Genomic DNA, 24,619 nt, shown 5'->3' with positions numbered 1-24,619 from the left:
TTACAGCTTTACCCGCTGCAAACGAAGTGCATTTAAGACGACGGACACAGAACTGAATGCCATCGCAGCTCCAGCTAGCCATGGAGCTAGAAATCCGAGTGCAGCAATCGGTATACCTATTGTATTGTATGCGAGTGCCCAGAACAAATTCTGCTTAATATTGCTCATTGTTTTACGGCTCATCATTATAGCATCGGGTATACTCTTCAGATCTCCCCGCATCAGCGTAATATCTGCTGCCTCCATAGCTACATCCGTACCTGTACCGATCGCCATGCCCGTGTCTGCAGTAGCGAGTGCAGGGGCATCATTAATCCCATCTCCAACCATGGCTACCTTCGTCCCATTTCGCTGCAGCTTACGAACTTCCTCCGCTTTACCCTCCGGTAGAACCTCTGCTAACACTTTTCGAATGCCCGCTTGTTTCGCAATAGCTTCGGCTGTGATTTTGTTGTCCCCTGTAATCATTACGACCTCTATACCCATCTCATGAAGCGCTGCTACAGCTGCTTTTGAGGTTGGCTTAATCGTATCCGCCACAGCGACAATCCCGGCAATCTCATCGTCCACTGCTACAAGCATAGCTGTCTTTCCTGCCTCTTCCAGTCTCTTCATGACTGGGGTCCACTCTGTGATTTCCATTTGATGATCTTCCATCATCCGCCGTGTGCCTACCATAACCTTCTGGTCTGAGACCACAGCCATAATTCCGCGTCCAGGGACATTATCAAACTGCGCAGCAGTTGGCAAGGTCAAGCCTCTTTCGGTAGCTCCTGCTACGATAGCTTCCGCAAGCGGATGCTCTGATAATTTCTCAGCTGCAGCAGTTAAAGCTAGTAGACGATTCTCGGCATTTTCTTTACCATAAGCAGCAATTCCAGTTGTAGTCACGATATCGGTCAGCACGGGTTTACCGTTTGTAACCGTACCTGTCTTATCCAAAACAACGATCTTAATCCCTTGTGCACCTTCTAAATGCTCACCGCCTTTGAACAGGATGCCAAGCTCCGCAGCGCGACCCGATCCCGCCATAATGGAGGTCGGGGTTGCTAGACCTAGTGCACATGGACAAGCGATTACGAGCACTGCAATGGCTTTTTCTAGAGCATCGGCGAACTGACCAGGTGCTGTCCAGAAATACCAGACCAAGAAAGTGATTACCGCAATCCCTACAACAATCGGTACAAAGATCCCTGAGATGACGTCCGCGATCCGCTGAATTGGCGCTTTGGAGCCTTGTGCCTCCTCCACCACTCTAATAATTTGAGCGAGTGCAGTGTCTCTTCCTACTTTGTTGGCTTTGATTCTTAAGATCCCATTCTTATTTAAAGTAGCACCGATAACAGTATCTCCAGGTTTTTTCTCTACAGGAATACTTTCTCCAGTCAGCATAGACTCGTCCACAGAAGAAGAGCCCTCTACTACCTCGCCATCCACCGGCACCTTTGTTCCGGGCTTCACCAATACAATATCGCCGGGAATCACTTCATCTGTCGGGATATTCATTTCTTTGCCATCACGGATCACGAGAGCCGTCTTGGCCTGAAGCCCCATTAAGCTCTTAATGGCGTCAGAGGAACGTCCTTTCGCTAGCGCTTCGAACCATTTACCGACGAGGATGAGCGTGATGAGTACAGCACTCGTCTCATAATACATTTCTACGGTATGATTCATTCCCTTCATACTTAATGAATCAATCGTCAGATAAAGACTGTAGAAATACGCTGCGGATGTTCCCAGTACGACCAGCACATCCATATTAGCACTCCCGTTACGAAGTGCTTTATACGCGCCTACGTAGAACTGCCAACCAATGATAAACTGTACGGGAGTCGCCAGAACAAGCTGAAACCAAGGATTCATAAATATCTCCGGTGTTGGAATCCAGCTTGTGAATGAGAAATGACCTGCCATCGCCCATAACAATGGGAAAGAAAGAATAGCAGAAATGACCCACTTCCACTTCTTATGCTGAATTTCCTGTATACGACGATCCACATGATCCTTGCGGTCTTCTTTAAGGGTAGCTTTATATCCGATATTGCTTACCTTCTCCATGATCTCTCTTGGACTAATATTACCGGGAGTATATTCTACATGTGCCGTTTCCAGCGCTAAATTTACGTTCACTGCTGCGATACCCGGCGTACGGCTCAACACTTTTTCGATCCGTGCCGAGCATGCGGCACAGGTCATGCCTGATATATCAAAATCCGCGGTCTCTTTGACGGTATCATAACCAAGAGCGCGGATTTTATCTTCGATTTGTGGTAACCCTGATACAGAAGGGTCGAATCCGACAGTGGCTTGTTCCAAGGCTAAATTTACATTTGCGCGAGAAACACCCTCCATCCGTGACAAACCTTTCTCAATTCGAGCTGCACAAGCAGAACAGGTCATACCTGTAATCTGTACGGTCGCTTGCTGTTCATTGGGTGATGCTGTTGTTTTTAACTTATCCATGATTCCAAAGCCTCCTCATACCCCTATAGAGTATGATAATTTCTATAAAAAGAAAAGGCATTGGAGCTTATGGCATCCCCATACAGCTCCAAGCCTTATTACTCTGCTTCAAATTAAACTACATCATACCCTTGATCTTCAATAGCTTCTTTAATAGCTCCAAGGCTTACCTTATTCTCGTCATACTCAACGGAAACTTTTTTAGCAGCAAGATCAACTTTTGCAGTAGCTCCAAGATTACCTACAGCCTTCTCTACAGAGCTGACACAGTGACCACACGACATTCCTTCAACGTTTAATGTAGCGTTCGACATTAATATTACCTCCAGTAAATGTTATGAAGCCATGCTCAAGGAGCAGTAGCTTATTATTTCATTAATTTGTTAACCGTAATTAGCAGCTCATCGATAACCTCATGTTCACCGGCTTCGATTCGTTCAATAATACAACTCTTCATGTGCCCTTCCAGCAGCATCTTACCAACACCGTTTAGTGCCGCTTGAACCGCTGCGAGCTGATTGAGCACATCATCACAATAAGTATCCCGCTCTATCATACCCTTTATCCCGCGGATCTGGCCTTCAATCCGGTTGAGGCGAGTATTCAAACCATTCTTGAAATCTGCTGAATGATGACTCATTCGTTCTCCAGATGCTGAAGAATGACAGCCAGCCTCACAGGATTTCTCAGTTTGTTCTTGCTTACTAGTAGACATAAGAATCAGCCTCCTTGCCATTAATATAATATACCCCCGTAGGGTATGTCAAGAGACATTCTTCATTGCCTGGCACTCCAATTCCCTTTTCTGAAAAAAACTATTGCTACCCTATTCAAATTTGAATATAATAAGTTTTGCTTCTAAAGTATGAACATTATTTGAACGGAATATCACTATTTAGAAAAAGGAGCCTGCGAAGCATGCATACTAAAGAAAGTAATCTTAAACTAGTAGTTGTCGGCCTGCTGCTCGGTATTCTGATGTCCGCGATGGACAATACCATTGTAGCTTCAGCTATGGGAACCATAGTCTCTGACCTTGGCGGTCTGGATAAAATCGTATGGGTCACCTCGGCCTATATGGTCATGGTAATGGCTGGAACCCCTATCTTCGGCAAGCTCTCAGATATGTACGGACGTAAACGTTTCTTCATGTTCGGTCTGATTGTATTCCTGGTTGGCTCAGCGCTGTGTGGTACTGCAACCAGTATTACGCAGCTCAGTATTTATCGGGCTGTTCAAGGGATCGGCGGCGGTGCACTAATGCCTATCGCCTTCACCATCGTCTTCGACATTTACCCTCCTGAAAAAAGAGGAAAGCTGACCGGCCTATTCGGTGCCGTCTTCGGAATCTCCAGTGTACTAGGACCGTTACTGGGTGCATATATCACCGACTATGTAGGCTGGCAGTGGGTATTCTACATTAACCTGCCGCTCGGAATTATTGCACTGTTTCTGATCGCAACTTCTTACAAAGAGTCGATCTCTCATGCAAAACAGCGCATCGACTGGGGCGGAGCCTTCACTCTCGTCGGCGCCATTATCTGCTTAATGTTCGCACTAGAGCTGGGAGGCAATCAATACGCTTGGGATTCTAGTGTTATCCTCGGCTTGTTCGCCGGTTTTGCTGTACTGTTGCTGGCATTCATCCTCATTGAGAGAGTGGCGGCTGAACCTGTTATCTCGTTCGCGATGTTCAGTAAACGGTTGTTTGCAACAAGTAGTGTGACAGCCTTGTTCTATGGCTCTGCCTTTATCGTAGCTACAATTTATATTCCTATCTTCGTACAGGGTGTATTTGGCGGCTCCGCAACGAACTCAGGATTGATCCTCATGCCGATGATGATCGGAACGGTCGTGGGCAGTCAGTCCGGGGGGCTGCTTACAACCAAAACCAGCTTCCGCAACATTATGATCCTGTCCGCAGTCTGCTTTGTCGCAGGTGTCTATAGTCTAAGTACTCTGTCACCAGATACCTCCCGTCTCATGCTGAATATATTTATGGCCTTGACCGGGTTCGGCGTAGGCTTCTCCTTCTCCGTACTAAGCATGGCGGCGATCCATAATTTCGACATGCGCCAACGCGGTTCGGCAACTTCAACAAGTACCTTTATGCGCTCTCTTGGAATGACGTTGGGAATTACAATCTTCGGGATTATTCAGCGTAATAGCTTCACGAGCAGCATTAGCGACGCTTTTGGCGGAAGTGAGCAATCAGCAGCCTTCGGCGATCCGCGGGCGGCCCTGACACCTGAAGCAAGAGCCAAGATTCCACCTGAAATTTTAGAGAAAATATCCAGCGCACTGTCCTCTTCTATCGCACATACCTTTATGTGGGCCTTGATTCCTGCGGTCCTTGGTTTAGTCTTTGTGCTGCTTATGCCAAAAGACCGCCTCACCATTCCTAGTAAAGCTGCTCAGGCGTCCGAGGGTAAAAGGTAACGATTATGTCGATGAAATTGGCCATTCTCGGTCTACTGCTGGAACGGAATATGCATCCCTATGAAATTACAATAGTTATGAAAGAACGCTCCATGGACCGGATTACAAAATTGCAGCTCGGGTCTCTTTATTACGCTGTCGATAAACTTGCACAAGATGGCTATATCGAAGCTTTAGAGGTGATTAGCAGCAGTGATCGCCCAGATAAAACCATTTACGGTATTACTGAGCAAGGCAAAAATTTATTCGAACAGTTAATTCTACAGCAAATTAAAAAGAACGAGCCTTTCTATCATCCGATGTATATGGCGCTAGCCATGTCGCGTCATGTCGATCAAAGCAAAGTGGAGAAACTGCTCGAAGAACGTATTCGGGAAACTGAACATCAGGTAAATCTGGCTTATCAGGTATATGAAGAACATATTCCCATTGTTCCTCGTTCCGCTCTTCATCTCATGTACGGCACCTATGAACATAACCTGACGGAGCTAAAATGGCTGAAACGCCTCTATAATGACGTTGTAGCACGTAAGTTAAATGATGTCGGAACACCACTCAATCTAGAGTAGAGGCCTAAAGGCCTCTTCTTTTTTTTGCTGCGCAGTTGCAATAAATACCATACAGGATTCTAAAAGTGTACAATATGTACGTGTACGCAATCATATTTTCCTAGGAGGAATCACATTGTTGAGAACGCTGCCTTTAAACAAGCGCGGTATACCAGCCAGCCGTATTGCTCTAGGTTGTATGGGATTTGGTGGGGGCTGGGATCATGAACCTATTACCGCCGAGAATGTTAAGCAAGGACATGAAGCCGTCGACGCTGCACTGTCTATTGGTATCAATATGTTTGATCATGCAGATATTTATACCCGTGGTAAAGCCGAGAAGGTGTTCGGTCAGATCTTCAAAGAACGCCCAGGACTCCGCGAACAAATCATTATTCAATCGAAATGCGGTATTAAGCTGATGGAGCCTGGAGACAGCTCTAATGTGTTCGATTTCTCAAGCCAGCATATTCTAAGCAGTGTAGATGGAATATTGCAGAGACTAGGAACTGAATATATAGATATTCTGCTGCTTCATCGGCCTGATCCACTAATGGATCCGGAGGAAGTAGCCTCTGCATTGCATCAATTAAAAGCAGCAGGCAAGGTTCGCCATTTCGGTGTATCCAATATGAGCGCAGCGCAAATCAAAATGCTCCAAGCCTCTTGCGATGAGCCTTTTATCGTAAACCAGCTACATATGAGCCTAGCCAAGCTGAGCTGGGTCGATGCTGGAATCAGTGTAAACCGTGAACCTTGGAAGGATATTACCTTTCCTGAGGGAACCCTTGAGCATTGTCGAATGGAGAATATTCAGCTTCAAGCTTGGGGCCCACTCGCACAAGGCTTATTTAGCGGACGTTCATTAGAGGATCAACCAGAGAATATCGTCCAGACCGCTGCCATGGTTAAACAACTTGCAGATGAAAAAGGAACAACACCCGAAGCCATAGTGCTATCCTGGCTAATGACACATCCGGCAGCTATTCAGCCTGTGATTGGGACTGTGAATCCGCAGCGCATTGCTGCCTGCGCCGATGCGGACAAGTTGGAGCTTACTCGTAAAGAGTGGTATGACTTATACGTTAGTTCGCGTGGTACTCGTCTTCCCTAACCCGCTCCACAAATTCAACTCCAAAACATTCTTAATAGCCTAATCGTGCCTCTCGCATGATTAGGCTATTTTTAATGCCTCCCCCTTTCTCACGTATCGTTCTTTATTGCGAATAAAAATAGATATCGAGCGAAAAAACGAGGTAAATAGAGATAAATTAACATTTTCGTTCTTTATAGAGCACAAACGAGGCTTATTGGCAGTTTTCTTTTCAATTTATTCCATGTATTATTCATTACAGAAGTTGTTCTTTATTGAGAACGACAATAACGAACCAAAGAAATTCAAGACATTGAGGGGAGGTATTCCTCTGAGACCCAGATCAGCAAAAAGAAGACCTAAAAGAAAGAGGCAAATCGGACTACGTGTTCTGCAATCAGGAATGGCTGTCTCCGTCTTGTTTCTGTATACCTCGCAGCAAGTGGGTAATACCTACGGTGGTTTTGGAGCTACTACGCAAGCGACCAGCACAATTAGCTTTTGCGAAGTCTTTCCAAACTCGATCAAAGGGCTTCTAACAGAACTCAAAGATCATATCGAAAAAGCTACTGCTTTAAAAGGATCGCTACAAAGCTATGCCCCTTCAGGCAGTCTCTCAGATGTTTCGGGAATAGAAGGCATGTCGCTGGATGAGCTTGATGTCGCAGCGCAAGAGATTTCCTCGCAAATCTCCGCGCTTCAATCTCAAATTGATGGCGTTAATGAGCAATTGGCCACCAACAGCCAAATTTGGAACGAAATCAATAGTGAGCTGAACGCAGCAGCAGCCGTATTATTCCAGATTGGAGGATATATGACCTCTCTAGATTCAAACTGTTTAGAAATCAAGGATGAACAATTCTTCAGTGAGCTGCAAAATAGCCTGAATCAAAGTGGTGTAATCTCTGAATCCCTGAATGCTTCCTTAAATGGAGTCATCCAATACCTAAATTCTATTCACGACATCGGTCTTCCGTTTGCTTCGGTAGTGACCAGTGATGTATATGGACAACCAGAGTTACGCAATGAGGCGTTTCAGCAGCCGTTCCCCTACCTGATTGCTTTTAGTCAACCGGCTGGCAATATCTCTAGCGAGCTTACCTCCACTTATGAAAATCTCAATACTGAAATGAATGATCTTAAAGAATCAGCTACTTCAGGCATCAGCACTCTTCAGAGTCAGCTCCAATTGATCAGTCAAACCCGCGAACAACAATTGGAAGCCCTTGAGAAAGCCCGATTAGAGGCGCTGGAACAAGCGAAGAAAGAAGAACGTTTGGCCCTGGAGAAAAAAGAAAAGCAAGAAGCAGAGGACAAAGCGAAAGCTGAAGCTGAAGAGAAAGCAAAAACGGAAGCGACTCCACCGACAGGTGAAGCTGCTCCAGAGAACATAAATAAAGAGCAACCTGAAGCCCCAGCTACTAACCCGGTCGATACGGAAGTTGGTGAAGAGCCAACGATTCCACAAGATATACCACAGCAAAAGGTTCCTCAGGAGACGCCAAAGGCGGAAGCTACAACCTCTTCCCCGCCGGCAGCAACACCAGCTCCTTCGGCCCCTCAACAAGACAAAGGTGGAGAATAATATGCGGATTAAAAAAATGATCAACAATACATTATCGAGCATCATGCTTGTGATCTTTATTCTGCTGGTGATAGCCGTAGTGTTATCCAAGGCCTCCGGCGGTGAACCTGCCTTCTTCGGATACCAGATCAAATCGGTACTCTCAGGTTCGATGGAGCCAGGGATTCAAACCGGATCGATTGTCGCTTTAAAACCCGGAGGAGATATGAATCGCTTCAAAAAAGGCGATGTTATCACCTTTAGAAATGAAGAAAACCTGCTCATTACTCACCGTGTTGTAGAAGCAACAATGAACAATGCTACTGGTGAAGCCATGTATCGCACGAAAGGCGATAACAATGATGCGCCTGATATGAACCCTACCAGTTCCACGAATGTTGTAGCTGAGTATGCAGGGGTCACCGTACCTTATGTAGGTTACGCTATGAATTTCGCAGTTTCCAAAGCTGGAAGTGTTGTGCTCATGATCGTACCAGGCTTGATGCTCCTGCTCTATGCCCTGTATTCATCATGGAAGGCTGTAGCTGCACTCGAAAAGAAAAATGCGGCTATACTGCCCACCTCTCCACCTCCAACTGAAATACAGTAATTCGTTGATTGTCCGCTTCCGCTTACGAACCGGAAGTTACAATATATAACTTTTATAAAAAAACCACAAAAACCGAGGAGGAATTTTAATTATGGGTATCAAAAAAACATTGGGTCTTGGCGTAGCATCTGCAGCACTGGGTTTATCATTGATTGGTGGAGGAACTTTCGCTTACTTTAGCGACACTGCACAAAGCACCGCTACATTCGCAGCAGGTACACTGGATTTGAACTCTGATCCTTCTGTTATCGTTGATTTGAAGGATCTGAAGCCAGGCGATACGATCAAAAGAGACTTCAAACTAAAAAATGACGGTACACTTGATATCGGTTCGATCCTCCTCAAAACAGCTACCTCTATTAATGATGTAGGTGGTAACAACGGCGCTAACGATTTGGCAAAATTCATCAAAGTTAAATTCCTGGTGAATAAAGATAAAAGCGGCATCTTACCTGGTAGTGAAGAGAAAGTAGTTTGGGAAACTACCCTGGCCGATTTGAAGACTCAGACACCGGATCTCGTAAAAAACACTGGACTTGATGCAATCTGGGGTACTAGCGAAGCATCTGGAATTAAGGCCGGCACAAATGATAGCTTTACCGTTCAATTCGAATTTGTTGATAACGGCCAAGAGCAAAACTACTTCCAAAAAGATTCATTAACTCTGACTTGGGATTTCGTAGGTAAGCAAACTGCTGGATCCGCTAAATAATCTAATAAGTCTTCCATTCGAAGAGCAGCAGATTCTTATTCCGGAAAGCGGATAAGTAGATGCTGCTTTTTTCTTTACAATAATCTTTGTCGAATTTATTGATATTTGCTATACTAATAACAAAAATTACGGAGGGGCGTCAGCATAGTGCCACAAAATATGGGCCAACGTATCCAGCATCTCCGCCTAGAAAAGGGATTGTCCCTATCTGAGCTTGCGGACAGAGCGGATGTTGCTAAGTCGTATCTTAGCAATGTGGAGAGAAACATCCAATCCAATCCTTCAATCCAATTTATCGAAAAGATCGCCGACGCGCTTCAGGTATCCATCCACGCTTTGCTCTATGGAGAACCTAATGATGCTGAGGAATCACCTTTAGATTCGGAATGGTTCCGATTGGTGCAGGAAGCTATGGCCTCAGGCATAAGCAAACGCGAATTCAAGGAGTTTCTGGACTACCAGAAATGGCGCCTGGATCAGAAGGATTAATCCTTCCATCTGATCTGATAAGATCCTCTTCTACTCATACTATCAAGCATAAGCGCCTTCGTTCTCCTATATGGACTGCGAAGGCGTTTTATATTCTACTAGAATATAAGGACAGTGTTCATCTGAAACTTATAACTTCTTATATAAAGAAAAAAAGCACAGCGAGTTATCGCTGTGCTCATTTGATATGTAATGCTCTGAATGTATTACTGCACGGCTTGCACAGTCTTCTCATGAAAGAAGCGACGAATTTCATCTGCCTTTATGCCAGCCTTCTTAGCTGCTAATAATAAATGGACCCACTCTACGTCTAGATCAATGACCTGCTGTTCTCTGTTGCTTCCCTGGTTGGACTTGTCCAAAAAATCTCCTCCTAAGATTTTACGTCCCCAGGCAATCCGGCTGTCATAGTATTTCTACCTTAGACCCGCGACTTTGTGCCCCTGCCTTTCGGCAAGTTTACCTTTTACTGGACCCTTTACGTGAAAGGATCTACTTTGAAATATATGAAAAACGCTAACTGCAATAACATTATACTATACTAAAGTGAAAAAGTGTGTCGATTTCTGATTAGTTTTTCCATTAAAAAACAAAAAATAGAAGTTCTTTTATAGAATTTCCTGTCCTATTATCGCGATACTCGTCTTATTCATAAAATTATATAAGCCAATATAACAATGTCCAATTCCCTATTTAGTTAAAATTAAGGATAATAGAATCATTTTAGTAGGCCTTTAGAATGGGTAATAAAAAAGAACAACTCTTTATTTAGTAGAACAAGCTAACCCATACCATTTTGCGAACGTATTAGACGAAAGAATGAATTGATTACATGTGTGGAAAGTAGCACAATAAGATGAGGAATGAAACCGCAATCATCACAGCTCCTACAAGCATTGACACAAAATGTCACGTATGGAGTTCATCCGTTGAGGAGGATGTATTCATGGCAGCCAAAGAGCCCTATAACGAATCCATTTGGAGTAAGTATTATGGACCCAATTTAGGCTACATTCAAGAAAGATACGAGCAATTTGTGAAAGACCCAACCACCGTAGAGAATAATTATCGCGAACTTTTTACAAATTCGGGTCCCCCACCATTAACACCGGATAGCGAACCGGCTCCACAGCCTCGCATTTCAGGAGACACCGAATGGCTTAGAAAAGCAGTAAGAGCTTCCAAGTTAATCGCTAATATTCGTATATATGGCCATATGGCCGCTGAAATTGATCCGCTTGAGCGGGACCACAATCCCATGGCTAAATATCTCGAACTTGAAACTTATGGGCTGACCCGTGAGGATCTGATCGCATTACCTGCCACACTCATTTGGGAGAATGCACCGAATGACGTGCATACCGGATGGGATGCTGTTCAGCGTATGCGTCAGGCATATACCAAAACTATCGCCTATGAATTCGGGCATGTGCATGAGGAAAAAGAATTGCAATGGCTGAATAGACAGGCAGAATCCACTAGCTCACCGGCACCTTTAAATAATTCAGAACGCAAAGAACTACTGAACCGCCTGATTCAAGTAGAGCAATTCGAAACCTTCCTCCACAAGACCTTTGTGGGTCAGAAACGTTTCAGCTTGGAAGGCAACGACGCTCTTGTGCCGATGCTCGATGAAATCGTACGCGCTGCTGCGCATGACGGCGCAGAGCATATTCTGATGGGTATGGCGCACCGCGGCCGTCTCAACGTTCTCGCACATATTTTAGGCAAACCTTATGATATTATATTTTCAGAGTTTCATCATTCTCCAAACAAGGAGCTCTTCCCTTCCGAAGGCTCTACAGGAATTAACTATGGCTGGACGGGTGATGTGAAATACCATCTCGGTGCAGACCGCGCTGTCCGTGAAGGAGAAACCGTACGCACAAGAATAACACTAGCGAACAATCCAAGTCACTTGGAATTCGTCAATCCTGTCGTGGAAGGTTTCACTCGTGCCGCTCAAGAGGATCGGAGCACTGCCGGGCTGCCTAAGATTGATACCAGTAAAGCTATAGCAGTGCTAATGCATGGCGATGCTGCTTTTCCGGGTGAAGGGATTGTTGCAGAAACACTTAATATCGGCAAACTTCAAGGTTATCAGAATGGTGGAACGATCCATATCATTGTTAATAACCGGATCGGCTTTACGACCGAAAGTGAAGACTCCCGTTCTACGCATTATGCCAGTGATATCGCCAAAGGGTATGAAATCCCGATTGTCCATGTCAACGCTGATGATCCGGAAGCCTGTGTAGCAGCTGTCCGTTTAGCTAGCGCATATCGCCACCAATTTAAAAAGGATTTCGTGATTGATCTCATCGGCTACCGCCGTCATGGTCATAACGAAATGGATGATCCTGATACTACACAGCCTATTGTTTACAGTAAGGTGCGTAAACATCCAACCGTCTACAAGGTTTATGCTGAGCGACTACAGCGTGAAAAGATTCTTACAGCTGACGATGTTAAAGAGATGAATGCTGCTGCAGAAAGCGTTTTGCAACGTGCGTATGATAGTATGAAGGAAGGCAATCACAAGAAAAAAGAACCAAAAGCCTTCATTCCTTTAGAAGCGGAACACGCTGCGCCAGGCTCAACAGCATTATCTATCTCCAGTCTGCAGGAGATCAATCGTGAACTGCTGACTGTGCCAGAAGGATTCCAAGTCTATCCGAAGCTGGAACGAATTCTGCAACGCCGTAAGGATGCACTGAATGAAGGTGAGAAGGTCGACTGGGCACTTGCTGAGTCTCTCGCCTTCGCTACCATTCTAAAAGATGGTACGCCAATTCGCCTGAGCGGCCAGGATGCTCAGCGCGGAACCTTCGCTCATCGACATCTAGTGCTGCACGACAGTAAGACTGGGGAATTGTTCTCTCCGCTTCATCAGCTGAGTAATTCCCGCGCTTCCTTTGGGGTATACAACAGTCCGCTGTCAGAAGCATCGGTATTAGGCTTTGAATATGGTTATAACGTGTTCGCACCGGAAACCTTCGTGATCTGGGAAGCACAATATGGCGATTTCGCTAATGCAGGTCAAGTTATATTTGACCAATTCATTGCCGCTGGACGCGCCAAATGGACGCAGCGCAGCAATCTTGTCATCATGCTGCCTCATGGTTACGAAGGACAGGGACCTGAGCATTCCAGCGGTAGATTGGAACGCTTCCTGCAATTATCCGCAGAAGAAAACTGGACCGTTGCCAACTTGACGAGCGCCTCCCAGTATTTCCATCTCTTGCGGCGCCAAGCGGCGTTATGCGGACAGGAAGATGCAAGACCGCTAGTCATCATGACGCCGAAGAGTCTCATTCGTAATACACGGAGCGCTTCTGCCGGAACTGAGCTCGCCTCAGGACAATTCCAGCCTGTGTTATCAGAGCCTCTGCTAGGCAAAAAACCAGGTGAGGTTAAGCGTCTTGTAGTCTGCAGCGGTAAAGTAGCTATCGACATCCAAACAGAACTCGAAGCTGCCTCAGACAAAGATTGGTCTTGGCTACATGTACTTCGCCTAGAGCAACTCTATCCGTTCCCAGAACGTGAACTGAATGCTCACCTAAGCTCGTTTCCAGCTCTTCAGGAAATTGTCTGGGTGCAAGAAGAGCCGAAAAATATGGGTGGCTGGAGCTACACCGAACCTCGGTTACGCTCCATTGCACCGCAAAACACCAGCGTGAGATATATCGGACGTCCTGAACGTTCCAGTCCAGCCAGTGGTTATGCAGATGTTCATAGCTTTGAACAGCGTAGAATTGTTTCAGAGGCCCTAAAATCAAATTCACAAGTACAAACGGCTGTACCGTCCTCCTAAGAGGACGGTATCACAATAGCGTAAACCATTATGTTTGGGGAGGTAACGGCCTGTGTCAGAAATCTTAGTACCCGATCTGGGAGAATCTATATCCGAAGGAACCATCTACAAATGGCTGGTTAAAGAAGGCGACACGGTAGGTCAAGGCGATGTGCTTGCTGAGTTAGAGACAGATAAAGTCAATCTGGAAATTAGTGCGGAGGTGGAGGGTGTCATCTCCTCCATCCTGCGTCAAGCGGGCGAGAACGTAGCCGTTGGCGAAGCCATCGGCATCATTGGAGCCGCTAGCGGCAGTAAGCCGCAGGCCGCTGAGAGCAAAGCGCCTGAAGCGGCACCGGCAAGCGGCAGCGCAGCAGCCGCACCTGTAGCAGCGCCCGAAGTCGCTGTAGCGGGTGGCGAAAGCCCCGCTGCACTGGCATCGCCGGGCGCACGCAAGCTGGCACGGGAGCGCGGCATCGACCTCGGCGATGTTAGCGCCCGTGATCCTATCGGCCGGATTGGTCAGGCCGATGTGTCGGGTCATGGTGCAGCAGCGCCACAGGCCGCTGCACCGGTAGCTCCGGCGCCGCAAGGCAAGCCGGAGCCAGCGAAGCCGGCAGCGAGCAAAGCCGCGCCGGAGGATGGCAAGAACGTGGAGCGCAAGCGCATGTCGCGCAGACGGCTCACGATTGCCAGCCGCTTGGTAGAAGCGCAGCAAACCGCAGCTATGCTGACTACCTTCAACGAGGTGGATATGACAGCGATCCTCGACATCCGTAAACGCCGCAAGGATGCCTTTAAAGAGAAGCATGAAGTTGGACTAGGCTTCATGTCCTTCTTCACCAAAGCCGTGATCGGTGCGCTGAAGACGTATCCACTGCTGAATGCTGAAATCGATGGTGAAGATCTGGTCGTTAAGAAATTCTACGACATCGGTATTGCCGTTGCAGCTAAGGAAGGTCTGGTGGTTCCAGTTGTCCGTGACGCGGATCGCCTCAGCTTCCCGGAAATCGAACGCCAGATTGGCGAACTCGCTTCCAAGGCACGTGCGAATACGCTAAGCCTCTCCGAGCTTCAAGGCGGAACGTTCACCATCACAAACGGCGGTGTATTCGGTTCACTGTTATCCACTCCGATTCTGAATACCCCTCAAGTAGGTATTCTTGGGATGCATAAGATTCAATTGCGTCCAATCGCGCTGGACGAAGAAAGAACCGTTAACCGTCCAATGATGTATATCGCCCTCTCCTACGATCACCGGATCGTTGACGGCTCCGAAGCGGTAAGCTTCCTCGTCAAAGTGAAGGAATTGCTGGAAGATCCAGAAGCGCTGCTGCTCGAAGGCTGATCCTGATCGATCTTTCAACTTAAGAATATAAAGAAGGTATCCCTAGAGCTTCACATTAGGGATACCTTCTTTTATATCTTACTCAACCTGCTACCTTATTTGCATACGATTCAACTGTATTTTATACACTATTTATTTCTGATCTGCTCATACCCTCTTCCCTAATTGCATTCTCTACAACTACCTTAGCGCATGCAAATACAAAACTACAAAACTACAAAAACGAAAGAATCTACTTCAACAGCTCCCCAGCCAACCGTAAAAATTGCTCCTTGGTCAGAATCTTATCTCCGTAGCTGGTGAGTGTATAATAAGCATCCTGCTTCTCGTTATACCAATTCAAATAATCGTAGCTGACCTCTTTCTTTACTACTTTGTTATAAATAACCTCTGTACCTGCCACTACAATCTTATCTGCTTGATTCTCAGGTTCTTGCTCCACAAACACTTTGCCGCCATGCATGATCGTGGCAGAGATACCTATAAAGGCATTGTCCTTCGAATAAATGGCACTGATCCAGCCTGGTTCCGACCATGGTATAGCTTTCATGAATAAATTACTGCTACCCTTCTCTTGGTTTGCCTGAGCAGTAAGATCGCGCAACGTCTCTTTATAAAGAGAGCTTTTCTTATCTGCATCCGTTGTAGGATGATTAGGATTAATAACCCCATATTTAAAAGCATACCCTGATGCCAATGCAGGGAGCATCGGCGCATCTGTCCGTTTGATTTCCTTCAGAAAATCAGAATATGCACCTATCCGCTGCTCTTTATACTTAAATTGCAATTCGGTCACCAAGCCTTCTGTACCCGCCTTATTGTTCACCAAATAAGCGATCAGCTCACCCGGTTTAGCTAATGTGTCAATCTGCGCAGCATATTTATCATAGGAGGCTACTCCTGCAGAATCATTCGGCGCAACATGCTGAACCTTTACTACGCCTTCACTATTACGAATCTGGATATATTCCGATGCAGCATAAGCTGTCACTGAGATCATCAGGAACAGGGCTAACATACTTGCAATTGCCGTTGTTTTATTCATCGTCTTCAGCGAGAGCGAGAACGATCGCTTTCGATCTGATATGCCACGGATATGTCCCATAACCTTCTCTTCTACATCGATCTCACCCAGAAGTTCATTCCCAGCTGAAGCATAAATTATATCTTGGTATTCATTGCTGATTGGGGTTCGTTCCATGTGATTTCCTCCTCTAAATTCATACCTTCCTGTACCTTCTGCTTGATCCGGTTCATTCTCTTCGTCAGTGCATTGGGACTGACCCCAAGAATTTCGCTGATCTCCGCATAAGTTTTTTCCTCAAACACTCGCAGAATAAGCATATTCCGCTCTTCCAGCGACAACTGCGCTAATGCGGCTGACAATGAGGGATTAAACAACCGATCATCCAGCTCTTGTTCAGGACTTGCAGACATAAACTCAGGTTTGAAAATACTCATGACTCGCTTTTGCAGACGCCGTCTGCGCAGCAGGTTTAAGCAATGATGATACGCGATACGATAGAGCCATGCCGAGAAATGCATCTGCGACTTGTATTGAAGGATAGATTGATAGCCTTTTACCAAAATATCCTGAACCGCGTCCTCCGCGTCCTGCTTGTTTTCTAACAAACGATAGCAATAGCGGTAGATCGGTGTTTGAAAAGCTCTGACGATAAGAGCATACCGATCGGTATTTCCTTTTCGGATACTATCAATTAACTCTTCCAGCTCCTTGGGGTCTCGCGAATCCTGTGGCGACAGAAGCACCTCCTTAACCTTTATAACTTCTATAACACTTGAGCGCGGCAAAAAGTGCCTATGCAAATCGAAATAGGAACAAAATTTGACTGTGGTTCGCGCTACATAGAATATGTATTGGACCGAGGAGAACCTATTTTCGATAAATAGATAGTTTTCACGTCCAATTATACACATTTAGGGACTAATAAGAGCTATGCAGTCCGTTAACTCGTCCAAAGGTACTTTTGGTTTAACACTTTCATTTTCTTAGCCGAACGCTAACGCTAACCGCCAACAAAAAAATGACGTACAACTGTTGTCAGTTGCACGCCATTATTCGAATTATCTAGTTGTCTTTGTTCCCTTTAAGCCGTCCGCTCTGTAGCTTTGAGGCGCAAGGCTTTCTTCTCATTCTCTTTCACTTTCTCCACCGGCGGTTTCAGTGAAATTGCGATGATGCAGGCCAGCAGACACAAGAGACCAAAGATCACGAAAGTAGGTTTAAACCCGCCTAGGAAGACGGCGATGAACGAACCGGAAAGGGCACCGATACCGAAACCTTGATACACGATTCCATAGTTCTTACTGTGGTTCTTAAGTCCAAAGAAGTCACTGACAATCGCCGGAAATACTGTAATGTTACCCCCGAAGCAGAACGCAATGGCTGCTACACAAGTGAAGAACAGTCCGAAATTCAGCGTTGCATAGCTAAGGGTCAACATAGCGGCTGCCGTTACAGCAAGTGAAGCACCTACCAGCTTCAACCGGCTCATTTTGTCAGACAAGGCACCCAAGATCAAACGTCCTGCTGTATTAAAGATTGCAATCATCGCTACCGCATTAGCTGCCGTCTGCACATCAAGTCCCGCCAACTGCACGCCGATGTCTTTTACAATACCGATCAAATACAGGCCACACATACAAGCGGTAAAGAAAATAATGAACAACAGATAAGCTTCTTTCGTACGTAGCATTTCTTTTACCGTGTAGTCTTTTGGTTTAGCGATAGTCGAAGTTGATGCTGCACCCAATGATGCCGCTTGTACTGGAGCTTCTCTAACGAGCAAGGAACCGATTACAATCATGACCATAACAATCATGCCCCAATACATAAACGTATTAGATACACCCACTGAGTCGATCAAGCTGCCATTAATATATTTAAAAATCAAGCTCCCCGTTCCGTAAGCACCCACGGACACACCGGAGATTAAGCCTTTATTATTTGGAAACCATTTAATTAAGTTAGATAATGAAGTGATATAAGCTGTTCCGTCCGCAAAACCAACGATCACGCCAGCCAATACATAGAACATTAGAAGCGAATTCGCCTGAGAGCTAAGAATCAATCCTAGACCAAGCACAATCCCTGCGGTGGCAGTCAACCGGCGAAGCCCGAAACGATCCTGCAATTTCCCTGCGAACAAAGTCGCAAAAGCGAGTGCAAAGCTCGTGATCGAAAACGTAATAGAAACAGAGTTAAGCTCCCATCCGAATTTCGTTACCAGATGTGCATTGAACAAACTCCATGTATAAATGGTACCTAGACCCATCTGCATAATTACTGTTCCTAATACGATAAGCCACCGTTTGGCGTTTTTGTTGTCCATCGTCGAAGTCATGGTCTATTCCTTCTTTCTCTCTCGTTGTCTGCTACAAGAGCTTCTATTGCCTCTTTATTGTAGCTAAATCAGCTGATGCTGAGAGAAATCTGGCATGAGATGACGAAAATGAAGAATGAACTGCATTTATAGGCGCATGATCTGCCTGAATTCTTTGACCTTGCTACGACTTACCGGCACCTCAAAGTCCAAATCATGCAGGCGCAGCAAGTATGTATTGTTGAACCAAGGGATGATTTCCTTGATCTTGGACAGGTTAACGATATAGGAACGATGGCAGCGAAAAAACCGATCCTCGGGCAGTCGATTATAGAAATCGCTGATGCTGAGCGCCATACTATACTCCTCACCTTTAGTCATTACGCTCGTACTCTTCTCCTGTGCGGAAGCATAATAAATATCGTCGGCATTCACTACGATAATCTTTTCATTTTTCCACAGATTCACCTTATCACTGACAGGATTTCGTTCCTCTTCCCCATGTCTTCCGCGAGCAGCAAATGCTCCCTCTAGCTTGTGCAGCATAGCCTTAATTCGAACCTCACTGTAAGGTTTAAGAATATAATCAAACGCCTCAATCTCAAAGGCCTCAGCAGCATGCTCCTTATAAGCCGTAATAAACACTATATATGGTTTCACCGAGAACCTGCTAATATTCTGAGCCAGCAGCACCCCATCAATTGAGGGAATATTTATATCCAGAAAAATCACATCTACCATATCACTCTGCAAATATTTTAATGCGTCCAGTCCATCTTCAAACTGTGCCGCAATATCGATCCCGCTGTGAGTTTCTATTAAATAAGCTAGCTCCTGTCTTGCCAGCTCTTCATCCTCCACGATGATTGCTCTCATAGGCCCTCCTTTTTGACATCAAAATAAATGTTCGTCCCTTTTTCGAGCCTCTGAATTGTAAGTCCAGTTCCATAGATTAGCTTGACTCGTTGATGTACATTAAACAATCCGATTTTATTCTCCGGCATATCACCGGTATAAACCTTCTCTATCGTTTCTTCGCTGATGCCAGCTCCAGTATCCCGAATGCCTACTCGTACATTATCACCTTGATCTTTTACAGAAATCGTTACGGTTCCCGTTCCTCTTACCTTCAGTATGCCATGTATGATCGCATTCTCTACAAGCGGTTGGATGATCAGACTCGGAATCCGAACTTGAACCTCATCAATATCATACACAACATTAAGCCGGCTTCCGAAACGCGCTTTTTCAATCTCCACATACTGCTGAACCTGCTGCAACTCGCGCTTGATATCAATGAATTCATCGGTCAGCTCCAGATTGTATCTCATGTAACCGGACAGGTTCACAATTAACTCCCGCGCCTTATCCGGGTTAATCCGAATCGAGGACGCAATCGCGTTCAGCGCATTGAACAGAAAGTGTGGGTTAATGCTTGTCTGCAGCGCCTTTAGCTCTGCTTTGTTCGCCATTTCTTTAATGCCCTCAACCCGCGATACTTCCATTAGCGTAGAGATCATTTGCGACAAACCTACAGCCATAGCTTGTAGAGAATAAGTGATCTTGTGGGCTCTGGTGTAATAGATTTTGAGCGCTCCCGTAACTTCGCCTTTTTCCTTCAACGGAATAATAATCAGCGATTTAATCTCCGGATTCACATAATCACTATCGTCGTTACGGATCGTAATTTCACCACTGGACAACGTCACTTTAGTTTCTTCACTTATAATTTCATTGGTCGTAGTATAGTCCTCTTCCCCAACACCAACGTAAGCGAGAATGAGTCTTGTATCCGAAATAGCTACAGCGTCTGCACCGATATCTTCTTTGATAATTTGGCAGATGGTACGAAGCGACTCGGGATTAATATTGCGAAAATAGGGCAAGGTCTTATTGGCAATATCCAGTGCCAGCTTGGACTGCTTCGCCGCAATCCGTTCCTTTTCACCTTCCACACTCTGCACTAGCATGACAATCAGACCGACACTAATCTGGCTCATAATCATCGGAAAAGCAATTTTGGACACGATATCCACACCCAGCGACGACGGTTCGGCCATCACTAGAATGAGCAGCATCGTCAGGGCTTCACAGGCCATCCCGGCCAAAATGCCGGCCATCCAGCGACGTTCACCAGAAGTGCGGCGGTATATTACCCCTGACACAATCCCTGCGGTAATACTCGTAATCAGACAAGGAAGAGAGGTTACCCCTCCGATATCAATTAGAAAACGGTGAACCCCTGAGATGATGCCTGTTATGAGTCCTACCCATGGCCCGAACAAAATCCCACCAGACACGATGGCGATAATTCGCACATTCACAAGCGAGCCTTCCACATTAATCCCACTGTAGGTACCAAAGATAGCGAATAAACTGAAGATCGTCGTCGCTATGGCAAGCTCCTGCGGGGCGTAGGTTCCTTTTTGAAAAATCTCTTTAAACCGCGGCAGACGAGTCAGCACGAACAGACACATCAGCAGTAGTGCAGCTCTTTCAAATAATTGCAGTAATATCGTAAACGTATATTGCACGGTCTCCGCCTCCAAAGGACTAGATGTCGACTTATTATAAAGATAGTTCATGCCTCTGTCCATTCAGCCTATCCTTTAATACCTCTATCGAAACTCTTGTTGTATGATATGAACAGAATAAAAGCATACATATACGGAGGTGGGCGGTTTGCAAAAATTAGAACACGAGGCAGATATCATACAGCTTGTACAAAATGATCCCTGGATGATGGATATATTAGAAAATGCTAGATCGTTGCAGTTACCTGACTGGTGGGTTTGCGCTGGCTTTGTGCGTGCAAAAATTTGGGACACCCTTCATGGCTTCGAAGAACGAACACCTTTGCCAGATGTTGATGTTATATATTATGACGACAGCAATCATCAAGAGGATGTGGAAAAGCAATGGGAGGCGAGACTACGAAGCCTGAATCCTGCTGTTCCCTGGTCTGTTAAAAATGAAGCAAGGATGCATACCGTCAATCAACTCCCGCCTTATACATCAGCTGTAGATGCCATCTCCAAGTTTCCGGAAACTGCTACAGCACTCGGGTTATCCTTAGATGAGAACGGTAAGGTTATCCTAGTCGCTCCACACGGAATTTCGGACGTAATTAATGTAGTATTACGACCTACCCCGCATTTTACAGAGAACCCTAGCTTGCTTCCTATTTATGAACAACGGGTTATTAAAAAGAATTGGCAAGCAACTTGGAATCAGCTGCATATTGGCTCTAATTAAAAGCTAGTCTACATTACATTCGGAATAACAAAAGCAAGCCCCCTGTATAAAAGGGCTTGCTTTTGTCGTTTTATTACACCGCTAAATCGATACCTACTACACCAACGACATCTCCCTGACGATTCTTAATCGCTCTGGATAATGTAACACAAGAACGCTTCGTAATCGCTGATACATAAGGCTTCGAAACATATTCACCTTCATTTATGGCCCCATTCCACCAATCCCGCCGCTTGGCATTCAGGAGGCCTGCCGCCGGCTCAGAGTAGATAAAGGTCCCATCCGTCCGATTGGACCAAATGGCTTGCACATCCGGAATTTTCTTAATATAAGAGGTTAGAACACCTTGATGAACTTCAGTATCCGGCGAGAACAGCTCTTCCTTCACTGAAATATTCTCCAAGAGACTCTGCATTTCCTGAAGCCGGGCTGCATATTGGCTCATCTCGATTTCTTTTCGGCCTGCTATGCTAGTAACCGATTGCTGCAACGATTGCGACTCCGCCAACAGATTGGCGCTGACTTCGTTCAGCTGACCGATCTGGTTCCGCTGCCGTGTCACCTGTTCCAGCGTAAGATCCACATTAGCAATCGTCTCATTCACGATAGCCACCGCCCCACTCAGCTCCGTTGTCACTTCTACAATCAGCTTGCCCTGCTTCGCGGCAGCATCGATGGTTTCCGTTACGGCGCTGCCAACTTCATCTACTCTCGACGCGATATCATCGAGTCGTAGCTTCACAGTGCCGACCTCGTTCACCCCGCGTTCCACTGAAGCTTGCTCTTTCGTAACGGATTCCAGCACTTGCTGTACTCCGTTATTAATGTCGAGCAAGATGCCAGAGGAACGGTCTACCGAGCTCTTGCTTTGATCTGCTAGCTGCCGGATCCGGCTAGCCACCACTGCAAATCCGCGGCCTTGTTCACCTGCGCGTGCCGCTTCAATGGAAGCATTCAGCGCGAGTAAAGAGGTTTCATCCACAATACTGTTAATAAGCGTATTAATCTCTTCCACCATCGCGATATGGTTACTCAAGGTAGTAAACTTAGCCAACATGTCTCCGCTCTGCATCTGCAGGTCCTTCATCACAGCATCTGCAATGCTCAAGGAATCAACCATGGTTGTCATGCCCTGACGGGCGTATTTCATATTTGATCCCAGTCTCTCCGTTAACTCTTCGATATGTGAAGTAACTGATGCTACTCCGTCCATTGTCTGATAAGCCCCTTCAATATTAGCTTTAGCCTCGTTACTGCGAATCCGCAAATCCATCTCATATTCGTGTGAATAATCAGCTGTCCGCTGCAACTCTTCTGTATGACGGCTAATTTCTTCGAGTGCACCATGCAGTCGGTCCGAAGTAACTACAATCTCATTACCAAGAAGCTCCACTTTACTCTTAGATTCCTTCAGCAGCAATTCTTTACGATAACCATAGCGGGACAAATCCAGTACGACCCAGCCTAGAGAAGCCATAAGCAGAATGATTACCAGCTTATGAATCCAGAACATGTCTATCAACAAACTGTAAACACTGACAAGGAGCAACAGGACGACTACAAAAATCTGGCTTCGACGAATCTGCATCATTATTCCCACTCCACTCGATTGATGTTATGTATTCTAACATTATATCAGCAGAGTTAATTAAAGGAAATACTTTCTATAGTATTCCTTTTCGAACAATTATCCCAAGAGCACTTCATTCATTCGCCGAGAGGGAATCCGTTACTATTGTCGAATATATAAGCATATTGCCACTGGAAAAGAGGAACATATTATGCATGCTACATTTCAAACTCCTCGTCAGACCCATTGGAATCGCGTGCTTCTCAATGCATTCTGGATCATCCTGATTGTGGATCTATGTATTCATTTTTTGGTTTCTCTATGCTTATGGGGCAAACACCCGGACACCACCCTAACCATGGGCAATTTTATAATACAGTCGGTGATTCCTAACTCCATCATAGTGACTTTGATCATTATTCTGGAATGTGTCTATAGATGGAGACCCCTATGGTCTGAGCTAACGATTACAGTGGCGAGCCATATATTTGCACTTCTGATTATCATCAATCTCAGCAATGAACTATATATGATTTCATTAATTATGCTAATGCCACTGCATATATCCATGATCTATATGAAGAAAAGCTATATGATAGCCACTTCTGCCATATGTCTACTGTACACGATCGTTTTATTTATCAAGACCTCGAGTCAAGGGTACATACCGATCACACAAACTATCATTATTGCACTTATTTTTGCAGGTACTGCTCTAGCAGGCTTCGCAGTCATCGGTCGCGGGCGTGATTTGATGCGATCCCTGGAGAACTCGGTAAAGTCAGAACAGGATTTACGCATTCAGAATATAATCATGGACCGACTATCTAAGATTGATCCTCTAACTGATCTTTATAATCATAAGACGTTTCATGAATACTTGGGATGGCTGATCGATCATCAGCAGAGTAATCCATTTCCCATGCAGCTAGCTGTTATGGATATCGACAATTTCAAAAAAGTAAATGACACCTATGGACACTCCGTTGGAGATATCGTATTGCAAAAGGTCGCCGCGATCCTACTCGAACATGTCGGTCCCGATGATTTCGCCGCCCGCTACGGCGGAGAAGAATTTGTCGTCATTCTGACTGCTAAAACCATTGATCATTCTCATGAGATTATGCAGCATATTCTAACAACCATCTCTGATAACCCTTTTGCGGAAATGGACGGAAAAAGCGTAACCGTCAGTATCGGTATGCATGATTTCACAGGTACTGATTCCAAGAATTCTACGTTTCAGAAGGCAGATGATGCACTTTACGAGGCTAAGAACACAGGGAAGAATAAAATCGTAATCAGCTAAAGACTGAACACAAGCAAAAACGCCTTCGACGTCCTTAATGGACGGTAAGCGTTTATGCGAGAAATGTAAGGATAATATATAG

21 protein-coding genes and 1 riboswitch are annotated in these 24,619 nt (G+C 45.5%); of the genes, 11 read left to right on the top strand and 10 right to left on the bottom strand.

Going from position 1 to position 24,619, the window contains the following annotated elements; genetic code table 11:
- The 3 genes from ACDZ28_RS10115 to ACDZ28_RS10105 all read right to left on the bottom strand — a co-directional run bounded on the left by ACDZ28_RS10115 (position 1) and on the right by ACDZ28_RS10105 (position 3,178).
- The gene (locus ACDZ28_RS10115; RefSeq protein ID WP_375104570.1) at positions 1–2,463 is read right to left on the bottom strand and encodes a heavy metal translocating P-type ATPase; all 2,463 of its coding nucleotides are present in this window, start codon (positions 2,461–2,463) and stop codon (positions 1–3) included.
- A gap of 113 nt (positions 2,464–2,576) precedes the next feature.
- Complete coding sequence (gene copZ, locus ACDZ28_RS10110; protein WP_042123576.1) at positions 2,577–2,777, bottom strand: copper chaperone CopZ; 201 nt, start codon at positions 2,775–2,777, stop codon at positions 2,577–2,579.
- A gap of 53 nt (positions 2,778–2,830) precedes the next feature.
- Positions 2,831–3,178 (bottom strand): metal-sensitive transcriptional regulator, encoded by a 348-nt coding sequence (locus ACDZ28_RS10105; RefSeq protein WP_375104569.1) that lies wholly within the window; start codon positions 3,176–3,178, stop codon positions 2,831–2,833.
- 203 nt (positions 3,179–3,381) lie between these two features.
- Here ACDZ28_RS10105 and ACDZ28_RS10100 point away from each other — a divergent pair, with 203 nt between their 5' ends.
- The 7 genes from ACDZ28_RS10100 (at position 3,382) to ACDZ28_RS10070 (ending at position 9,918) form a co-directional block, all read left to right on the top strand.
- Entirely contained in the window at positions 3,382–4,902 is a 1,521-nt protein-coding gene (locus ACDZ28_RS10100; protein WP_042123572.1) for an MDR family MFS transporter, read from the top strand.
- A 5-nt stretch (positions 4,903–4,907) separates the two neighbouring features.
- On the top strand, positions 4,908–5,471 hold the full coding sequence (locus ACDZ28_RS10095) for a PadR family transcriptional regulator (RefSeq protein ID WP_375104568.1): 564 nt from the start codon (positions 4,908–4,910) through the stop codon (positions 5,469–5,471).
- A 115-nt stretch (positions 5,472–5,586) separates the two neighbouring features.
- Entirely contained in the window at positions 5,587–6,564 is a 978-nt protein-coding gene (locus ACDZ28_RS10090) for an aldo/keto reductase family oxidoreductase (protein ID WP_375104567.1), read from the top strand.
- Positions 6,565–6,787: 223 nt separating this feature from the next.
- The gene (locus ACDZ28_RS10085; protein ID WP_375104566.1) at positions 6,788–8,128 is read left to right on the top strand and encodes a hypothetical protein; all 1,341 of its coding nucleotides are present in this window, start codon (positions 6,788–6,790) and stop codon (positions 8,126–8,128) included.
- Position 8,129: 1 nt separating this feature from the next.
- Positions 8,130–8,717 carry a signal peptidase I SipW gene (gene sipW, locus ACDZ28_RS10080; RefSeq protein ID WP_042123565.1) on the top strand — a complete coding sequence of 196 codons (588 nt, stop codon included), beginning with the start codon at positions 8,130–8,132 and terminating at the stop codon, positions 8,715–8,717.
- A gap of 91 nt (positions 8,718–8,808) precedes the next feature.
- The gene (locus ACDZ28_RS10075) at positions 8,809–9,429 is read left to right on the top strand and encodes a TasA family protein (RefSeq protein ID WP_042123563.1); all 621 of its coding nucleotides are present in this window, start codon (positions 8,809–8,811) and stop codon (positions 9,427–9,429) included.
- Positions 9,430–9,588: 159 nt separating this feature from the next.
- Positions 9,589–9,918, top strand: coding sequence for a helix-turn-helix domain-containing protein (locus ACDZ28_RS10070; RefSeq protein ID WP_042131791.1), 330 nt, complete (start codon positions 9,589–9,591; stop codon positions 9,916–9,918).
- Between the two features lie 206 nt (positions 9,919–10,124).
- On the opposite strand, the gene ACDZ28_RS10065 is transcribed toward ACDZ28_RS10070, so the two are convergent.
- Positions 10,125–10,280 carry an anti-repressor SinI family protein gene (locus ACDZ28_RS10065; protein WP_231573373.1) on the bottom strand — a complete coding sequence of 52 codons (156 nt, stop codon included), beginning with the start codon at positions 10,278–10,280 and terminating at the stop codon, positions 10,125–10,127.
- Between the two features lie 27 nt (positions 10,281–10,307).
- A riboswitch (cyclic di-GMP riboswitch) is annotated at positions 10,308–10,392 on the bottom strand.
- 472 nt (positions 10,393–10,864) lie between these two features.
- Between ACDZ28_RS10065 and ACDZ28_RS10060 the strand changes: the two genes are divergently transcribed.
- Together ACDZ28_RS10060 and odhB are read left to right on the top strand one after the other, a co-directional pair.
- Complete coding sequence (locus ACDZ28_RS10060; protein WP_042123561.1) at positions 10,865–13,732, top strand: 2-oxoglutarate dehydrogenase E1 component; 2,868 nt, start codon at positions 10,865–10,867, stop codon at positions 13,730–13,732.
- A 52-nt stretch (positions 13,733–13,784) separates the two neighbouring features.
- The gene (odhB, locus tag ACDZ28_RS10055; RefSeq protein WP_375104565.1) at positions 13,785–15,059 is read left to right on the top strand and encodes a 2-oxoglutarate dehydrogenase complex dihydrolipoyllysine-residue succinyltransferase; all 1,275 of its coding nucleotides are present in this window, start codon (positions 13,785–13,787) and stop codon (positions 15,057–15,059) included.
- A gap of 232 nt (positions 15,060–15,291) precedes the next feature.
- Here odhB and ACDZ28_RS10050 read toward each other — a convergent pair whose 3' ends face one another.
- From ACDZ28_RS10050 to ACDZ28_RS10030, 5 genes are all read right to left on the bottom strand, one after another.
- Positions 15,292–16,260, bottom strand: a complete 969-nt coding sequence (locus ACDZ28_RS10050; RefSeq protein WP_375104564.1) for a hypothetical protein — start codon at positions 16,258–16,260, stop codon at positions 15,292–15,294.
- The gene (locus tag ACDZ28_RS10045) at positions 16,221–16,886 is read right to left on the bottom strand and encodes an RNA polymerase sigma factor (RefSeq protein WP_375104563.1); all 666 of its coding nucleotides are present in this window, start codon (positions 16,884–16,886) and stop codon (positions 16,221–16,223) included. Before ACDZ28_RS10045 ends, ACDZ28_RS10050 begins: the two co-directional genes overlap by 40 nt.
- Before the next feature lie 281 nt (positions 16,887–17,167).
- Positions 17,168–18,424, bottom strand: coding sequence for an OFA family MFS transporter (locus ACDZ28_RS10040; RefSeq protein WP_375104562.1), 1,257 nt, complete (start codon positions 18,422–18,424; stop codon positions 17,168–17,170).
- A gap of 126 nt (positions 18,425–18,550) precedes the next feature.
- Positions 18,551–19,279 carry a LytR/AlgR family response regulator transcription factor gene (locus tag ACDZ28_RS10035; protein ID WP_375104561.1) on the bottom strand — a complete coding sequence of 243 codons (729 nt, stop codon included), beginning with the start codon at positions 19,277–19,279 and terminating at the stop codon, positions 18,551–18,553.
- The gene (locus ACDZ28_RS10030) at positions 19,276–20,880 is read right to left on the bottom strand and encodes a sensor histidine kinase (protein WP_269321988.1); all 1,605 of its coding nucleotides are present in this window, start codon (positions 20,878–20,880) and stop codon (positions 19,276–19,278) included. The genes ACDZ28_RS10035 and ACDZ28_RS10030 overlap by 4 nt, the downstream gene beginning before the upstream one ends.
- Positions 20,881–21,142: 262 nt before the next feature.
- Here ACDZ28_RS10030 and ACDZ28_RS10025 point away from each other — a divergent pair, with 262 nt between their 5' ends.
- The gene (locus ACDZ28_RS10025) at positions 21,143–21,658 is read left to right on the top strand and encodes a nucleotidyltransferase family protein (RefSeq protein ID WP_042131787.1); all 516 of its coding nucleotides are present in this window, start codon (positions 21,143–21,145) and stop codon (positions 21,656–21,658) included.
- 73 nt (positions 21,659–21,731) lie between these two features.
- On the opposite strand, the gene ACDZ28_RS10020 is transcribed toward ACDZ28_RS10025, so the two are convergent.
- Positions 21,732–23,249 carry a methyl-accepting chemotaxis protein gene (locus tag ACDZ28_RS10020; RefSeq protein ID WP_375104560.1) on the bottom strand — a complete coding sequence of 506 codons (1,518 nt, stop codon included), beginning with the start codon at positions 23,247–23,249 and terminating at the stop codon, positions 21,732–21,734.
- 190 nt (positions 23,250–23,439) lie between these two features.
- On the opposite strand from ACDZ28_RS10020, the gene ACDZ28_RS10015 reads away from it, so the two are divergent.
- A complete protein-coding gene (locus tag ACDZ28_RS10015; protein WP_042123552.1) occupies positions 23,440–24,537 on the top strand; it encodes a GGDEF domain-containing protein in 1,098 nt (365 codons plus the stop codon).
- The last annotated feature ends 82 nt before the right edge of the window (positions 24,538–24,619 follow it).

This window comes from Paenibacillus sp. RS8, from assembly GCF_041956825.1.
Classification (GTDB): domain Bacteria; phylum Bacillota; class Bacilli; order Paenibacillales; family Paenibacillaceae; genus Paenibacillus_AQ.
The sequence above is the reverse complement of the archived record's forward strand: the minus strand, read 5'-3'. Positions and strand labels throughout refer to the sequence as shown.

Excerpts from the sequence above, each read along its gene's own strand:
- ACDZ28_RS10115 (WP_375104570.1), bottom strand. The coding sequence starts at position 2,463 with ATGGATAAGTTAAAAACAACAGCATCACCCAATGAACAGCAAGCGACC.
- copZ (WP_042123576.1), bottom strand. The coding sequence starts at position 2,777 with ATGTCGAACGCTACATTAAACGTTGAAGGAATGTCGTGTGGTCACTGT.
- ACDZ28_RS10105 (WP_375104569.1), bottom strand. The coding sequence starts at position 3,178 with ATGTCTACTAGTAAGCAAGAACAAACTGAGAAATCCTGTGAGGCTGGC.
- ACDZ28_RS10100 (WP_042123572.1), top strand. The coding sequence starts at position 3,382 with ATGCATACTAAAGAAAGTAATCTTAAACTAGTAGTTGTCGGCCTGCTG.
- ACDZ28_RS10095 (WP_375104568.1), top strand. The coding sequence starts at position 4,908 with ATGTCGATGAAATTGGCCATTCTCGGTCTACTGCTGGAACGGAATATG.
- ACDZ28_RS10085 (WP_375104566.1), top strand. The coding sequence starts at position 6,788 with ATGTATTATTCATTACAGAAGTTGTTCTTTATTGAGAACGACAATAAC.
- sipW (WP_042123565.1), top strand. The coding sequence starts at position 8,130 with ATGCGGATTAAAAAAATGATCAACAATACATTATCGAGCATCATGCTT.
- ACDZ28_RS10075 (WP_042123563.1), top strand. The coding sequence starts at position 8,809 with ATGGGTATCAAAAAAACATTGGGTCTTGGCGTAGCATCTGCAGCACTG.
- ACDZ28_RS10070 (WP_042131791.1), top strand. The coding sequence starts at position 9,589 with ATGGGCCAACGTATCCAGCATCTCCGCCTAGAAAAGGGATTGTCCCTA.
- ACDZ28_RS10060 (WP_042123561.1), top strand. The coding sequence starts at position 10,865 with ATGGCAGCCAAAGAGCCCTATAACGAATCCATTTGGAGTAAGTATTAT.
- ACDZ28_RS10050 (WP_375104564.1), bottom strand. The coding sequence starts at position 16,260 with ATGGAACGAACCCCAATCAGCAATGAATACCAAGATATAATTTATGCT.
- ACDZ28_RS10040 (WP_375104562.1), bottom strand. The coding sequence starts at position 18,424 with ATGACTTCGACGATGGACAACAAAAACGCCAAACGGTGGCTTATCGTA.
- ACDZ28_RS10035 (WP_375104561.1), bottom strand. The coding sequence starts at position 19,279 with ATGAGAGCAATCATCGTGGAGGATGAAGAGCTGGCAAGACAGGAGCTA.
- ACDZ28_RS10030 (WP_269321988.1), bottom strand. The coding sequence starts at position 20,880 with ATGTGTCTGTTCGTGCTGACTCGTCTGCCGCGGTTTAAAGAGATTTTT.
- ACDZ28_RS10025 (WP_042131787.1), top strand. The coding sequence starts at position 21,143 with ATGATGGATATATTAGAAAATGCTAGATCGTTGCAGTTACCTGACTGG.
- ACDZ28_RS10020 (WP_375104560.1), bottom strand. The coding sequence starts at position 23,249 with ATGATGCAGATTCGTCGAAGCCAGATTTTTGTAGTCGTCCTGTTGCTC.
- ACDZ28_RS10015 (WP_042123552.1), top strand. The coding sequence starts at position 23,440 with ATGCATGCTACATTTCAAACTCCTCGTCAGACCCATTGGAATCGCGTG.